The 15,427-nt window shown below is 64.1% G+C and carries 9 protein-coding genes; 7 read left to right on the forward strand and 2 right to left on the reverse strand.

Annotated elements, in window-relative coordinates; all coding sequences use genetic code 11:
- Window positions 1-188: 188 nt before the first annotated feature.
- Both lptG and JW958_10635 read right to left on the reverse strand, forming a co-directional pair.
- Window positions 189-1,271, reverse strand: coding sequence for an LPS export ABC transporter permease LptG (gene lptG / locus JW958_10630; GenBank protein ID MBN1826713.1), 1,083 nt, complete (start codon window positions 1,269-1,271; stop codon window positions 189-191).
- Complete coding sequence (locus tag JW958_10635) at window positions 1,268-2,626, reverse strand: LptF/LptG family permease (GenBank protein ID MBN1826714.1); 1,359 nt, start codon at window positions 2,624-2,626, stop codon at window positions 1,268-1,270. The genes lptG and JW958_10635 overlap by 4 nt, the downstream gene beginning before the upstream one ends.
- Window positions 2,627-3,051: 425 nt before the next feature.
- Here JW958_10635 and sprA point away from each other — a divergent pair, with 425 nt between their 5' ends.
- The 7 genes from sprA (at window position 3,052) to JW958_10670 (ending at window position 15,389) form a co-directional block, all read left to right on the forward strand.
- Window positions 3,052-9,066 carry a cell surface protein SprA gene (sprA, locus tag JW958_10640; GenBank protein ID MBN1826715.1) on the forward strand — a complete coding sequence of 2,005 codons (6,015 nt, stop codon included), beginning with the start codon at window positions 3,052-3,054 and terminating at the stop codon, window positions 9,064-9,066.
- A 70-nt stretch (window positions 9,067-9,136) separates the two neighbouring features.
- Window positions 9,137-9,997: a M28 family peptidase gene (locus JW958_10645; GenBank protein ID MBN1826716.1), complete on the forward strand. Its 861-nt coding sequence runs from the start codon at window positions 9,137-9,139 to the stop codon at window positions 9,995-9,997.
- A gap of 95 nt (window positions 9,998-10,092) precedes the next feature.
- Entirely contained in the window at window positions 10,093-10,581 is a 489-nt protein-coding gene (locus tag JW958_10650) for a ribosome maturation factor RimP (protein ID MBN1826717.1), read from the forward strand.
- On the forward strand, window positions 10,578-12,104 hold the full coding sequence (gene nusA, locus JW958_10655; protein MBN1826718.1) for a transcription termination factor NusA: 1,527 nt from the start codon (window positions 10,578-10,580) through the stop codon (window positions 12,102-12,104). Before JW958_10650 ends, nusA begins: the two co-directional genes overlap by 4 nt.
- Window positions 12,058-12,690, forward strand: a complete 633-nt coding sequence (locus JW958_10660) for a YlxR family protein (protein ID MBN1826719.1) — start codon at window positions 12,058-12,060, stop codon at window positions 12,688-12,690. The genes nusA and JW958_10660 overlap by 47 nt, the downstream gene beginning before the upstream one ends.
- A gap of 39 nt (window positions 12,691-12,729) precedes the next feature.
- Window positions 12,730-15,078 carry a translation initiation factor IF-2 gene (gene infB / locus JW958_10665; protein MBN1826720.1) on the forward strand — a complete coding sequence of 783 codons (2,349 nt, stop codon included), beginning with the start codon at window positions 12,730-12,732 and terminating at the stop codon, window positions 15,076-15,078.
- A 29-nt stretch (window positions 15,079-15,107) separates the two neighbouring features.
- Window positions 15,108-15,389 (forward strand): DUF503 domain-containing protein, encoded by a 282-nt coding sequence (locus JW958_10670; protein MBN1826721.1) that lies wholly within the window; start codon window positions 15,108-15,110, stop codon window positions 15,387-15,389.
- Window positions 15,390-15,427 lie beyond the last annotated feature (38 nt).

The raw sequence follows: 15,427 nt of genomic DNA on the forward strand, positions 1-15,427 counted from the left end.
CTTCCCCCGCCGGTCTCCCTTCGGGGCACGGTCCGGATGCTCTGCATCCTCCCTCTTCTCGCTCGCCGACCCACCTCCGCCCGCCCCTTCTCCTCGAAGGATCACGCCGTCCGTCGCCGAAGGGAGGCTTGGTTCTTTTCGTGTTTTCCGTGGGAGGCGGAGCGAGGGCAAGGTGCGCCTGCGATCGGCTAGCGGTTGGTGAGTTTTCGGAAGAGCCAGATGCCGGCGACGCCGAAAAGAATGTTCCCCGCCCAGGCGGCGAGGAGCGGGGGAAGATAACCATTGTGGCCGAAGCTCTGCCCCACCCGGAGGGCGAGGTAATAGACGAAGCAGAGCGCCAGGGCGATGCTGAAGCCGACGGCGTTTCCCCCACGCCGGAGAAGGGACGCCAGCGGGGCGCCGAGAAGCACGAGCAGGAAGCTGGTGAACGGGAAGGCGATTTTCATGTTCAGTTCCACCTCTTCCTTCCGCACCTCGCCGCCGCTCTGTCTCGCCTTCCGGATGTGGGCGGTCAGCTCCCGAAAGCTCATCTGACGCGGGCTCTTCTGCACCGCCGCGAAATCCTCCGGCGTTTCGCGGATCGCCGGCTCCGGCCGCTCCACGAAGGGGACCGCCTCTTCGAGCCCCTCCTCGCTGAACCGCCGGAAGAAGCCGTCCCGGAAGACCAGCGTGCCGTCCACCCACTCCGCGGTCTTAGCGTCGATCCGCTCCGTCAGCCGGTTTTCCTGCAGGCGCTGCACCACCACGTTCTCCATCTCCCCCTTCGCCACGTCGAGACGGTCGATCCGAAAGAAACGCCCCCCCTCGGCGAGAAAGCTGAGGTCCCGGCGAACCGAGCGGATCCGGCTGCGTCCGGGGCGAATCATCTCGTCGTCGATCTCCTTCACCCGTACCGCCGCCGGGGGGGCGAGGAACTCGCCGAAGGCGAGGGCGGCGAGGCTTACGACGAAGGCGGCGGCGATCACCGGCAGAATCGCGCGCCGGAGGCTGATGCCGGCTCCGATGATCGCCGTGAATTCGTTGTTCCGGGCGTGCTGCCCGAGGGAAAAGAGACAGGCGAGGAGCATCCCCACCGGGAGCATGAGGAGAAGGATCTCCGGGATGCGGTAGAGGTAGTAGAGGCCCACCACGGGAATGGGAACGCCGTGATCGATGAAATCGTCGAGCTTCTCGAAGAGGTCGAGGATCAGGAAAATGGCGATAAAGGCGATGAGGGCCGTGAGGAGGGCGAGCAGATAGCGCCTCAGGATGTAGCCGTCCAGCGTCTTCAACGGTCCCCGTCCTTTTTTCTTCGGAGGAAGGAGGGGAGGCGGAAGTGCCGCGTCTCGCGCATGAGACGCGCGACCATCCAGATGCCGATCGCCCCGAGAAGCACGTTGGCCGCCCACATCGCCACGGCGGGGGGGACGTATCCCCGGTCCGCCAGCTTCTCGCCGCCGATCAAGAAGAGGTAGTACACGACGAAGAAAACGATGCTGAGCCCGATGCCGACGCCGGGGCCGCCGCTGTGCGCTTGGATGCCGAGGGGGGCGCCGACCAGAATGAAAACGATGCACGCTACCGGGAGGGCGTATTTTTTGTGCACCTCCACCATGTAGCGGTCGATCTGCCGCTCCCGGTCCGTGATCCTCTCCTCCTTGGCGACCAGGCGGGCGCCCAGGTTCCGCAGATCCCGCGCCTCGTCCCGTTCCGCCGCCGGGTTCGGCTCTTCCTCGCGGTCCGGCGCCGGCGGTCCCTGCCAGTCGAGAATCGATAGGCGCGCCGCCAGGTGGGAGCGGATCGTCTCCTCACGATCCTGTCGGTGTTTGTCCATCTCCTCCCGGTAGGCGTGGACCCGGGCGAGCATGTCCGAGGCGCTCAGCTCCCGGTCCCCGCGGGTGTTCTTCTCCGCTCGCACCAGCTCCGTTCCCAACTCGGTGATCCGGATGGTGTGCGTCTCGAAACTGATCCGGTGGTAGTGGGCGGGACTCGCCTTGTCTACCGCGTGGATCTCACCGTCCCGCAGGAAAAGGGTGAGGACGTCCCCTTGGCGGGTGAACTCGATCCGCCCCTTCTCGGCCACGATGGTCTCCGTCTTGCCGTCATCGGTGTTCCTCTGGATCGTCACTCCCTCGATGGCGGAGGTCTTTCCGTCCAGCTTCTCCACGCGGATCGTGTATCCCTGCATGTCGTTGAACATCCCCTGCTTGATCGCGAGGGAGGGACGTTTCTTGTGGATGTTGACCAGAAGGCTGGCGAGGCGGTGGTTGCTCTCGGGGAGGATATGGTTGTTGAACTGCACGAGCCCGGCGCTGATCAGCGTCGTGACGAGGAGGGGTGCGGCGAGGATCTGCCAGATTCCCACGCCGGCCGCTTTCATGGCGGTGATTTCGTTGTCCGCCGACAGTTTGCCGAAAGCCATCACCGTGGCGACCAGCACGCTCATCGGGACGGTGAGCGCCACCATCCAACCGAGGCTGAGGAAAAAGACCTCCAGCACAACCGGGAGAGCGATCCCTTTGCCGAGAAAGAGATCGATATAGTCGATCAGAAGATCCATGATGAAGAGGAAAGTGATCACCAGGATGGCGAAGAGGAAAGGACCGACGTGCTCCCTCAAGATGTAGCCGCTCAGAATGGTCCTCATACTCTCTCCTCGGGGACTCACCTTAACGGATCGGTCCTCCGGGAAACAACCGGTTTCCCCGATCGCGTCCCCTCGATGGGACAAGCCGTCGCCGATAGGATACGACCCGGGGCGACGCCGTGGGCGGGGCCGAAACTCCGTTGGGAGCCGAAGCCTCAACAGATGATTATACAACGGGTTTTGGCCTTCGTCTCAACCGATTTCCTTCTCCATTCTCCTCTTTCCAGGGTCTTTCGTGGCATGGGGCTTGCGGTAAGAAACCGGAAGCCCTGTGTGGGGGGTGTCCCTTTTTCCGCCCCCGCCCATTGAAACCCCTTATGGAGCGCTCCCGGTCCAGGTGGATTCGCGATCCTATCCCCCGGGAAGGGCGACCCTCTGAGAAGATGTTGGATAGGACCCGGTGCCCCTATGGGCGGAGGACGGCGGTGCGTCTCTCTCCGAATCGGCTGAAGCGCGCGATCGGAGCGCTCCTTCTGTTCCTCGCCGTCGCCGCCCAAGGAGCGGGACTCCCCGCGGACGTGGAACGATCGGGTTCTCTCTCCCTGATTCGAAACCCGGCGCTCCGGAATCTACCCGATCACCTCTATCACCGCGCGCGTGCCCCCTATCGTTCCCCCTTCGTGCCCCGCCTGGATGGTTACCCGACGCCGCCCGCCCCTCGCCTACGCGCCGACCTCGAACGGGGCCGTTTGGTGGTCACCCAGGAAAGGGAGGGGACCAGCCTCGTGCATCCGTGGGTGACGCCTCTTCCGGAGTATCTGGCCGACGCGCGTCTCGCCGAAATCCGCCGCGCCCTCCTCGAGAACAACCGGCAGTTGAAGGGGAGAAGCGGCGGCGCGAAGGGGAGCGGCCTCTTCAACATCGACATCCCCGTTCGTTTTCCCAAGACGCTCGGGAGGATCCTCGGACAGGGGGCGAACATCCAGGTTTCCGGCAGCGAGTCGATCACCTTTTCCGGAGAGACCCAGTACTACATCAAGTCGAGGGACAACGAGAGCGGCGGACAGAAGAAGTTCCCCGAACTGGACATGCGGCAGCAGCTCCAGATCCAAATGACCGGCACCATCGGCGAGAAGGTCAAGGTGGAGGTGCAGCACAACTCCGAGTCTCAGGTCCCCCTGGAGAACCGGATCAAGCTCCGTTACGAGGGCTTCGAGGACGAGGTGATCCAGAGGATCGAGGTGGGGAACACGGATCTCGCCCTTCCGGGAAATCAGTTCGTCAGCTTCAGCGCCCGGCAGCAGGGACTCTTCGGCGTCAAGATGATCGGCAAGGCGGGGAAGCTCGACTTCACCGCCGTCATGAGCCAGCAGCAGGGGAAGACGGACAACGCCTCCTTCACGGGACGGTCGAAGGAGGAGACCCGCCTGATCGACGGTATGGATTACGTGAAGGGACGTTTCTTCGTTCTGAACGACTACAGACCGATCGAGGATCTGCGGGTCTTCACCGACGACGACGACGCCAGCAACAATACGAGCGCGCAGCTGAAGGGATACGCCCGGCACTACAGGAACGGTGCCCCCGTCGATTCCTTGGACGGTTATTTCGACGAGTTGGAGGAGGGGACGGACTACCTGATCAACCGCGAAGTGGGGATCCTCACCATGCGGCGTTCCCTGGGCGAGAATTACACCCTCGCCGTCTATTTCACGACGACCGCGGGGGACACGGTGGGGAACATTCCGCCCGAAGCGACGACGGACTCCACCGCATCGATCGAAGTGAAGCTGATCCGTCCTCCGTCCCTCTTCTACAGGCCCACGGATGAAAGATTCGGCGAGACCTGGTATTACCAGATCCGGAACCTCTATGATCTGGGCGCCTCCAACATTCAAGGGGACGTGAAGATCCGCATCGTTCAACGCGCCGCCGGCGCGGAGGAGAGCTACGACCAGCAGAACGGGATCCCCTTCGCCCAGATCCTCGGTCTGGATCTCGTGAACAACACGGATCAGACCCTCGGGCCGGACGACTACATCGACGCCGCGTATTACGGCAAGGGAACCCGGCTCCTGGACGGTCAAGGACAACCGGAAGAGCGCCCGGGGATCCCCACCGGGGATCTTCCCTTCATACCGACCATCTTGATCGACAAGGAGAACGGCCTCCTGGTCTTTCCCGATCTGCGTCCTTTCGATCCCGTCTATAACCATCAACACGCCAACGCCAACACGTCCTACCGTCTCGAAGAGCCGAACGACGTGATTTACGACAACCACGATCCCCAACCGACGGACTCCAAATACCAGATCGAGGTGAGTTTCCGGACCAGCCAAACCTCTTTCTCCCTCAATCGTTCCAATATCATCGAGGGGAGCGAGGTGGTGAAGCTGAACGGGCGCACCCTCACGCGGGGCGTGGATTATCGGATCATTTACGAGATCGGGCAGATCGAGTTTCTCGCCGAAGAGGCTTCCGATCCCGACGCGGACATCCAGATCGACTTCGAGTACGCCCCCTTCCTCTCCCAGGCGCAGAAGAGCCTCGCCGGTTTCGCCGGAACCTACAACTACTCGGAAAGCACCAAGCTCTCCACCATCTGGCTCTACAAGGGGAACAAGACCCCCTACCGCCGTCCCCGCCTCGGCCAGGAGTCCTCGCGGATCGTCGTGGGCGGCCTCTCGGTAAGCACGGAGCACAGGCCCGAGTTCCTCACCCGTCTCACGGACAAGATCCCCGGAGTACGCGCCCGCGAAGAGTCCCATTTCCGTCTCGATCTGGAGTCGGCCGCCACCTTCCCCAACCCGAACGTCAAGAACGCCATTTATCTGGACGACATGGAGGGGACCGAGGAGTCCTCCAGCTTCGGCCTCACCCGCCGCCAGTGGGATCCCACGTCGATTCCCAAGATCGGTACCTCCCAGGAGGACTATGAGAGGGAGGCGGAGAAACGCTTCCGGGACGTCTGGTGGTACAACCCCAAGAACGCCGTTTCCCGGGGAGACATCAACCCGGACCTCACGGACGAAGAGAGAAGGAAATTCGTCCCGGTTTTGGAGGTCGCCCTCCGGAACGGCACGATCGCCGACGGAGGAGAGGATGCCTGGGGAGGCGTCATGCGTCTCGTCTCCAAAACCGGTTTGGACATGAAGGAGAGAAAGTTCTTCGAGATCTGGGTGAACGACCAGAACAGGCGCAAGGGGAAGATGCACATCGATATGGGTCTTCTCGGCGAGGACGCCATGTGGAGCACCGACCCGCCCAACAACAGCCTCGATTCGGAGGACAGGGTCCCGAGGGACGGTGTGTTGGACGACACCGGCAACAAGGGGGAGAACGACGAGGACACGGGGCTGGACGGTCTCTTCAACTCCCAAGAATCCGGGAGCGGCGGCGATCCGGCCGGCGACGACTGGGCTTACGAAGAGAGCGACCCGGACAACTACTCCCGGATCAACGGAACCGAGGACAACGGATTCCTCGACACGGAGGACCTGAACGGAAACGGCAAGGTGGACGAGGAGAGCGGCTACTTCCGTTTCACTATCGACTTCACCGACGAGGAGTACCTCGCCGCCGTGGGGAAGCAGGAGGCGAGGACCAGCTGGCGACTCTACCGGGTCCCGCTCGCCAAGTCGGAAGCGCGCGAGATTTACACCCAGCCCACATTCGATCAGGGGGTCAAGTACGTCCGGATTTGGTTCGAGGACCTGGACACCACCGACGCGGTCTTCCAGATCTACTCCATGGACGTGACCGGCAACCGGTGGTTGGAGGCGGGCATTCAGGAAGAGAACGGCGACCTCATCCCCATCGCCGAGGTGGATCCCCTGGAGATCTTCGCGGCCGGCGTGATCAACAACAAGGAGGGGGAGGACTACGACCCGCCGCCGGTGGAGATCCGCGTGGAGCGCCAGGTGCCGGAGAAGGAGCAGTCCCTGGTTCTGAACTACGAAAACCTGAAGCCGGGGCACACCGGGAGCGTCTTCCGCGCCCTATTCGACGACGAGAACTACACGCGTTACGAGAACATGGAGTTCTGGGTGAAACGGGCCGAGCCGGACGTGGAGCCGGAACTCTACCCGGACCCGGTCTTCTTCTTCCGTTTCGGCGGCGACTCCCTCAACTTCTACGAGGTGGAGAGGACCCTCGACTACGAGGGCTGGGAGCAGGTGGAACTGGACCTGGTGGAGATGACCCGCCTCAAGCTGCAGGAGGAGCCCCGCCTCGACTCGCTCTACGGCCGAGAGGTGGAGGTGCGCGAGGCGACGTCGGGCCCCTACACCTACCGCGCCGTCGGCATCCCCTCCATGACCAAGGTGCGGCGTCTCACATTCGGCATCTCCAACCGGGACCACCGGGAGATGACCGGCGTGGTCTGGGTGGACGATCTCCGCTTGACCAACGTCAAGGGGGACGCCGGCTATGCCGCCCGATTGGGGGTGGATTTGGCCCTATCGGATCTCCTGGATCTCTCGGTGGACTATCGGAAGGTGGGGAAGGACTTCCGCCGTCTGAGCGGCGGGGGCGGGGGGCAGCTGCAGGAGGAGAATCCGCGCAACGGAAGCGACGAAACGGACCTCAGCGTCAGCGGCTCCGTCCGCCTCGGCAAGTTCCTGGAGGGGGTGGGCGTCGCCGCGCCGCTCACGGTGGGATGGAACCGGAACGAAACGCTGCCGGAGCTGCAGAACGCGTCCGACGTGGTGCTTGTGGATCCCTCGACGGAGAGGACCGAGAAGAAGTCGGAAAACGCGGCCATCTCTTTTCAACGCACGCGCAAAGCGGAGAGCCCCTGGCTCTACTACACCTTCGACGCCATGCGCCTCCGCTTGAACGGGCGGCGGGGAACCAACTTCACCCCCACCAAGGTAGACACCAGCTCCTCCTGGGGGGTGGATTGGAGCTGGAGCTACCAGCCCCGCTTCCAAACCGACCTACAGGTGTTCCGCAGCTGGAAGGTGAACCCCCTGCCGACGAGCGTCAACCTGAGCGCCCGGCGGGAGCGGACGGAAACGCGCTCCCTGGACATCCGTTCCGAGACGTACCGGAAGGTGACCGGTAGAACATCCAGCTCCAGCTACTCCTTTGTCTTGCAACCGTTGAAGAGCGAAACCTTCTCCTCGGACTTCAACTTCGCCTCCAACAGGGATCATCTCTACGGCAAGGCGCTCTCCTTCCTCCCGTCGGTCAACCGGGGATTGGAGACGAGCAGGAACCACCAGACCAAGCTCTCTTATTCGCCGCGGTTCAGCTCCCTTCTGGATTGGTTCAAACCGCGTTTCTCCTACACCAGCAAGTACACCGAGGACATCCCCATCGGCCAACGCCAGATCACCGTCGACGAAACCACCGGCGACACCTTGTCGGTGGTGACGCTGCACAACGTGCAGAACACCAACACCAGCACCGTCGATTTCGGCATCGGCGTCGCGCGCCTCTTCGACCTGATCCCGGACGGATCGGGGAAGGAGGATGGGGGCGACGGCGGCCGATCCCCCGCCCCCGCCGACAGCGGCGCCGCGGAGGGGGGCGGCGATCCCCGCTTCGGCCCCGGTCATGTCCTCAGGGGGATCAAGAACGCCGGGTCCCGGATCGGCGACGTCACCGCCACGGTCACCCTCGGGCGGGACTCCCGTTATGACCGTCTCACCGGAAGGCCGGACCTCAAGTACCAGTTCGGATTCACCGACGAGGTGGACACCCTCCTCCAATACCGGCAGCAGGGACAATCGGTCAACGCCAGCCGGAGCCGGGACGTGGGGATGCGGGCGAGCAGCAGTATCCGCCTCGTTCCGAGCATGAGTCTTCGGTTGTCCTTCAACCAGAACGAGCGGAAGGGTTATGATTCAAGGAATCAGACGGCGAGCAAGAGCAGGACCTGGCCGGATCTCAGCTACAACTGGGACGGGCTGGAGGAGTTCTGGAAGCTGAGCCGCTATCTGAAAAGCGCCTCCCTCGACGTGGGGTATAATCGGAAAAGGGACCTCTCCGGGAAGACGCTCGTCGCGATCGACAAGGAAACGATCAGCAAGAACTGGAACCCGCTCTTCCAGATCGACGTGGAACTGCAGAACGGGCTCCGGGGGAGCATCTCGGCGGACCGCACCGAGAGGGTTTCGCTCAGCTATCTCGGAGGAGGCTCGGAGAGCGTATCCCAGAGCCGGGGGTACAGCGCGAGCCTGAATTACCGGATGTCCTCGCGCAAGAGGATCAACATCCCCATCCTCGGGAAGGGGACGAAGGGATCGTCCTTTACGGCGACCACGACATTCGCCTTGGATTTCAACTACTCCACCGACAAGGAGGAGGAGAAGAAGCCCTATCTTCTGAGCGCCCACACCCGGGACATCAGCATCCGCCCCCGGATCACTTGGACCTGGCTCCAGAACCTCTCCGGGAGCCTGGAGCTCCGTTTTGGAGAGAGGAGAAACCTGAAGAATGAAAACCGGAGCACACGGACCATCGGGGCGAGCATATCGGCGCTCTTCAAGTTTTAGAGGGTTCGGCGCCCGCGCCGTGGCGGCGCTGTTCGGTTTCTCTCTCTGCGCCGCGATCTCGGCGGCGCCGGTGAGCGGAGCAACGCCCTCCTTCGACGAGAAAAAAGCCTTCCGCTACCTGGAGAAGCAGGTCTCCTTCGGTCCGCGGATCCCGGGGAGCGAGGGACAGGCCCGCACGCTTCAGTGGTTGGAGGAAACCCTCCGACCCCTGGCGCCCCGGCTGGAGAAACGCTCCTTCACCGGCGTGAATCCTCTCACCGGCGAAAGCGCGCGCGGCACCAATCTGATCGCCTCCTTCCGCCCCGAATCGAAGGACCGGATCTTTCTCGGCGCCCACTGGGACACCCGCATCTTCGCCGATTTCGACCCGGACCCGGCGCGGCGCCGGGATCCCGTCCCCGGAGCGAACGACGGCGGTTCCGGCACGGCGGTCCTTCTCGTGCTGGCGGAGGTGTTCCGCGACAACCCACCCCCTTACGGCGTGGACCTTCTCTTCTTCGATTTCGAGGACCAAGGGGTTCCGGGGGGCGAGAGCGGGTGGTGTCTCGGCTCCCGATCCTTCGTGGCCGGTATGGCGCTCACCGGATACCGTCCCCGCGCGGGGATCGTGGTGGACATGGTCGGCGGCGAGGGGCTCCGGATCGCCCGGGAGAAGCGATCCATCGACTGTTGTTCCCGGCTGGTGGAGACCCTTTTCCGGATCGGCGCCTCCGAGGCGCCCGACATCTTCGCCGACGGGCCGCTCCGGGATATCTACGACGATCACGCCCCCTTTATCGAAGCGGGAATCCCGGCCGTGGACCTGATCGGAATCACATTCCCGGAATGGCACACGGTGAACGATCTTCCGGACCGATGCTCGCCGAAAAGCCTCGGCGCGGTGGGGCGAACCCTTCTGAAACTGATTTATGAAGGGCACGAAATCCCTTGACAATCTAGGGGTTGGGGCTCTATCTTCATTTCGCCCTCGGGCTTGGCTGCGCGAGGGCTCTTTTTTGGCCCCCGCGACGGACGAGGAGGCGGACCGTGGCCCTTGAATCCCTGGAGGAGGATCTCTTCCGGCTCGCTTTCGAGTCGGTGGAAGGGGAGGGGCTGGTTCTTCTCGACGTGGAGGCGATCCCCGGCGGTCCGATGCGGATCCGCTTCGTGATCGACGGGGACGGCGGCGTGACCATCGACGACTGCGCCCGAGTCAGCCGTCTTCTCTCGGATCTCCTCGACGAGTGGGAACGCCTGCCGGGCCGTTACCGCCTGGAGGTCTCCTCGCCGGGGCTGGATCGAAAGATCCGCCGCCGCGCGGAGTACGACCATTTTCGCAGCCGCGGGATACGGATCTTCGCGGACCTGGACGGCGCGGGGATTCGGGAGCACCGGGGCACTTTGGAGGGGCTGGACGGCGAGGATGTCCTGCTCCGCATGGAGGAGGGGATTCTGAGAATCCCCGCCGATCGGATCGGAAAAGCGCAGCTCGTTTTCGACGGGGGGAAAAGCGGCGGATCCGGGAGGAAAGGATGAACTTCGAAGTAATCGAAGCCCTCGGGCAGATCGCCCGGGAGAAGAACGTCGACAAGAAGCTCGTGATCGACACGCTCGCGGCGGGGCTCGTCGCGGCGGTGCGGAAGAAGCACGGCGCCACCGCCGAGGTGGATGTCTTGATCGACGAGGAGAACCGGACCCTCGGCGCCTACCTGCTGAAGAACGTGGTGGATGACGTGGAGGACCCGGTTCTGGAAGCCTCCCTCGAGGAGGCGCAGCGGTACGATCCGGACATCGACGTCGGCCACGTGCTTCGGATCGAGGTGCCTCTGGAGGAGTTCGGCAGAACCGCGATCCAGGCGGTGAAACAGGTGGTGGTGCAGCGCGTCCGCGAGGCGGAGCGGGAGCGTGTTTTCGAGGACTACCACAACAAGGTGGGCGAGGTGGTCACCGGCTCGGTGCAGCAGGTGGACCGGGGGAACCTGGTGGTCAATCTGGGGCGCACCGAGGCGCTCCTTCCTTACCGGGAGCAGATCCCCCGGGAGATGTACCGGCAGGGGGACACGATTCGCGCCGTCATCGTGGACGTGCAGAAGAACACCAAGGGCCCGCAATTGATTCTCTCCCGGACCCATCCCAGTTTCCTGGAGCAGCTCTTTCGGGTCGAGGTGCCGGAGGTGTACGAGGGGATCGTGGAGATCCGCGCCGTCGCCCGCGAGGCGGGACTCCGCTCCAAGATCGCCGTCTTCTCCAACGACGACCGGATCGATCCGGTGGGCGCCTGCGTCGGGATGAAGGGGAGCCGAGTCCAGGCTGTGGTGCGCGAGCTGTCCGGCGAACGAATCGACATCATTCCCTGGTCGGGAGACTCGAAGGTCTTCGTCACCCGCTCCCTCTCGCCCGCCAAGGTGACCGACATCGAGGTGGACGAGGCGGAGAAGACGATGCGCGTCTCCGTGGCGGAGGGGCAGCTCTCCCTCGCCATCGGCAAGAAGGGGCAGAACGCCCGTCTCGCCGCCAAGCTGACCGGCTGGAAGATCGACCTGGTCAAGGAGGAAGAGGAGGAGATCCTCTCCCCGCTACGGGATGTGGACGAGTCCGGCATCCCCATGATCGGCGTCGAAAACCTCCCCGGCGTGGGCCCTCGGATCGCGAACAAGCTGATCCAAGAGGGATTCGTCTATGTCCAGGACCTGCGCAAGGCGGATATCGAGGCGCTCTGCCAGGTGCCGGGCGTGGGGGAGAAGACCGCCGAGAAGATCCTCGAGTCCGCGGACATCATGATCGAGGAGGCGGAGAAAGCGGTGCTCGGCGAAGAAGGTGCCGAGGTCGAATCCTCCGAAGGCGGGGGAGCGGACGAGGGCGGGTCCGACGACGGCGAGGAGCCGGATGAGGACGCCGCCGACGAGGATTCGGCGGAGGAAGACTCCGACGAGGACGAGGCGGACGAACCGCGGCCGGAACCGGAGCCAGACGACGACGAGGCCCCCGAGGAACCGGAAGAGGAAGAGGAGGATGGGACGGAGCCGGAAGATCCGGAGACCCGTCCCGCAGCCGGTTGATCCGCCGGTTGAGGGGCCGGTCCGCAGCTGTCTGGGCTGCGGCGGGCGGGATGCCCAGAGACGGCTGATCCGTTTCGTCCGTCCCGCCGCCGGGGGGGAGCCGATCGGGAGAAACCTTCCGGGGAGAGGGTTCTACCTTCACCCGGACCCGGAGTGTCTCCGATTGATGGAGAAACGGGCGGGGCGCTGGTTCCGCGCCGATGAGATCGAAAGGATCCGGAAGGCGCTCGCGCGGGAGATCGGGACGCCTGACACCTCCGGGGAGGAGACCAATCGTTCCGTGGAGACTTTGATCCGGTTCACCCTCCGAACGGGGCGCTATGTGATCGGCCCGACCGGGGCGCGTGTCGCGGCCCGCAGGCGCCGATCGGGCATTCTTTTGCTCGCGAACGATATGGATCCGAAGCGGGCCGGGACGATCCGCCGGTGGGCCGGGGAGATCCCCGTGCCCGTATGGGCGCCCCTCTCGGGCGCGGTGATGGCCGGGCTCGTCGGCCGGGAGCGGTGCGAGGTCCTCTTTCTCTATGACCGCGCTCTGGCGAAATCGCTGGGGAAACGGCTTGGATCGAGGGACGAAATCGGATAGACTGGCTCGAAGGAAACGAAGTCACGGGGAGTAATCGGTTTGGCTAGAAAGCGCATTTATCAAGTCGCCAAAGACTTCAACGTCTCGAGCGAGGCCCTCCTCAAGCTCTTGCGGGGGATGAACGTCGACGTAAAGAGCCACATGAGCACCGTCGAGAACGAGACGATCGAGGAGATCCGAAAGAAGTTCGACGCGGAGAAGAAGGCGGTTCGCAAGGAAGAGGACCGGAAGAGGGAGCTTCAGGAGACACGGACCCGCGAGGAGAAGCCCAGGTCCAAGCCCAAGGCCGCGGCGAGGGCGCCGAAACCCTCCCGCGAGGAAGCGCCGCCGAAGCCGCCACGCGAGGGAGCGCAACCGAAACCGCCCCGTGAGGGGACTCCGCAGAAGCAATCCCGCCCAGGGACTCCGCCGAAGACCTCCCGTGAGGGGACTCCGCCGAAGCCCTCCCGCGGGGGGGCGCCGGCGAAGGATCAACGCCCGCCGAAAGCGGGGGAGGGACGCCGGGGACGGCGGCGCCGTTCCGTGGACGAGAAAGCGGTGCGCGCGAGCGTCAAGAAGACCCTCGCCGATCTGGAGATCGGCAAACGCCGTCGCCGTCGCCGCAAGAGCCACTCCGAAGACTCTTCCGTCGAAGAGGCCGCCAACCGAATCCGCCTTCCCGAGTTCGGAACCGTCGGCGAACTCGCCGTGGCGCTCGGCATCACGCCGAGCGAAGTGATCGCCAAGTGTTTGGAAATGGGCCTCATGGTTACCATTAACCGCAGGCTCGACCGGGACACTCTGGAGATGGTCGCGGACGAGTTCGGCTTCGAGGTGGACTTCCTGACGGAGTACGGCGAGCAGGTGGGCGTGGAGACGGTCGAGGCGGAGGGGAAGTCTCTGCCCCGGCACCCGGTGGTCACCATCATGGGGCATGTGGACCACGGAAAGACCTCCGTTCTCGATTACATCCGCAAGTCGAACGTCATCGCCGGCGAGACCGGCGGTATCACGCAGCACATCGGCGCCTACGAGGTGGAGACGGCGGGGGGGAAGATCACCTTCCTCGACACGCCGGGCCACGAGGCGTTCAGCGCGATGCGTGCTCGGGGCGCGCAGGTAACCGACTTGGTGGTGCTGGTGGTCGCCGCCGATGAACAGGTGATGCCGCAGACCGTGGAGGCGATCGACCACGCCCGCGCCGCCGGCGTCCCGATCATCGTGGCGATCAACAAGATGGACCTCCCCGCCGCCGATCCGATGCGGACGAAGCAGGCGCTCGCCGATCGAGGTCTGCAGGCGGAAGAGTGGGGCGGCAAGACGGTGGCGGTGGAGATCTCGGCCAAGACCGGACTCGGTATGGACAAGCTGCTCGAGATGATCCTGTTGAGCGCGGAGATGCTCGAGCTGAAGGGGGAGCCGACGAGGCGCATGCGCGGCGTGGTGGTGGAAGCCAGGCTCGAGAAGGGGCGCGGCCCGGTCCTCACCGTTCTGGTTCAACAGGGCCGCCTCAGCATAGGCGATTCTTTCGTCGCCGGCATCTACGACGGGAAAGTGCGGGCGCTTTTCGATGAGCGGGGCCGTCCCAAGGAGGATGCGGGGCCCTCCTCGCCGGCGGAGGTGATCGGATGCTCGGGCGTTCCCCAGGCGGGTGACTCTTTCGCCGTTTTCGCCGGCGATAGAGAGGCGCGTGAGATCGCGTCCAAACGGAAGCACCAGATGCGGGAGCAGAACCTCTGTTCCCAGCGTCGCATGACCCTCGAGGACGTCTACAGCCGGATTCAGGCGGGCGAGAAACCGAAACTGAATCTGGTGATCAAGGGGGACGTGGACGGTTCGGTGGAGGCGCTCACCGATTCGCTCCAGAAGCTTTCCACCGACCAGGTGCAGGTGGAGGTGATCCGCCGGAGCGTGGGGGCGATCACGGAGCACGACATCACCCTCGCCGCCGCTTCCGACGCGATCGTGATCGGATTCCACGTGCGAGCCGACACCAAGGCCGCCGCGCTGGCGAAGCGGGAGTGCGTGGAGATCCGCTTCTTCCACATCATCTACGAAGTGGTCGATGCGGTGCACAAGGCGATGGAAGGACTCCTGGAGCCGGAGCTGCACCAGAAGGTGATCGGAAAGGTGGAGGTCCGGCAGATCTTCAAAATCGGCCGGGTCGGCGTCGTCGCCGGGTCCTACGTCCTGAACGGCGCGATCAAGAGGAGCAGCCGGATCCGTCTGCTCAGGGACGATCTCACCGTGTACGAGGGGCGTGTCGCCTCTCTCAAGCGTTTCAAGGAAGACGTTCGGGAGGTCCAGGCGGGATACGAGTGCGGAATCATCCTGGACGACTTCAATGATCTGCATGAGGGGGATCTCCTGGAGGCGTTCGAGATCGAAGAGGTCGCGCGCAAGCTGTAGGCCTACATGGGCGCGCCCCGGAACCGCAAATGATCCTCGGAACCTGCCGGATCGACCTCCATATCCCGGCCGCGGGATCCCTGAAAGGCAAACGGGCGGTCATCAAGAGCCTGAAGGAACGCATTCGCAACCGGATGAACGTGTCCGTCGCGGAAGTGGACCACCAGGATTTTTGGCAGCGTGCGGCCCTGGGCGTGGCGGTGGTTTCCAACGAGAAGAAACACGCCGATCAGGTCTTGGCCGCGGTGGTGCGGCTCGTGCGGAGCGAGCCCCGAGTGGAGATCATCGACATCCGTGTAGAATTCCTCTGAACCCGCCGACGCCCCCCGAAAGCGCGAACGGCAACCGG

The organism is Candidatus Eisenbacteria bacterium, assembly GCA_016930695.1.
In the GTDB taxonomy this organism is placed as follows: Bacteria; Orphanbacterota; Orphanbacteria; order Orphanbacterales; family Orphanbacteraceae; genus JAFGGD01.

Coding starts and splice junctions, on each gene's coding strand:
- JW958_10635 (MBN1826714.1), bottom strand. CDS start 2,626: ATGAGGACCATTCTGAGCGGCTACATCTTGAGGGAGCACGTCGGTCCT.
- nusA (MBN1826718.1), top strand. CDS start 10,578: ATGAACTTCGAAGTAATCGAAGCCCTCGGGCAGATCGCCCGGGAGAAG.
- JW958_10670 (MBN1826721.1), top strand. CDS start 15,108: ATGATCCTCGGAACCTGCCGGATCGACCTCCATATCCCGGCCGCGGGA.
- JW958_10660 (MBN1826719.1), top strand. CDS start 12,058: ATGGGACGGAGCCGGAAGATCCGGAGACCCGTCCCGCAGCCGGTTGAT.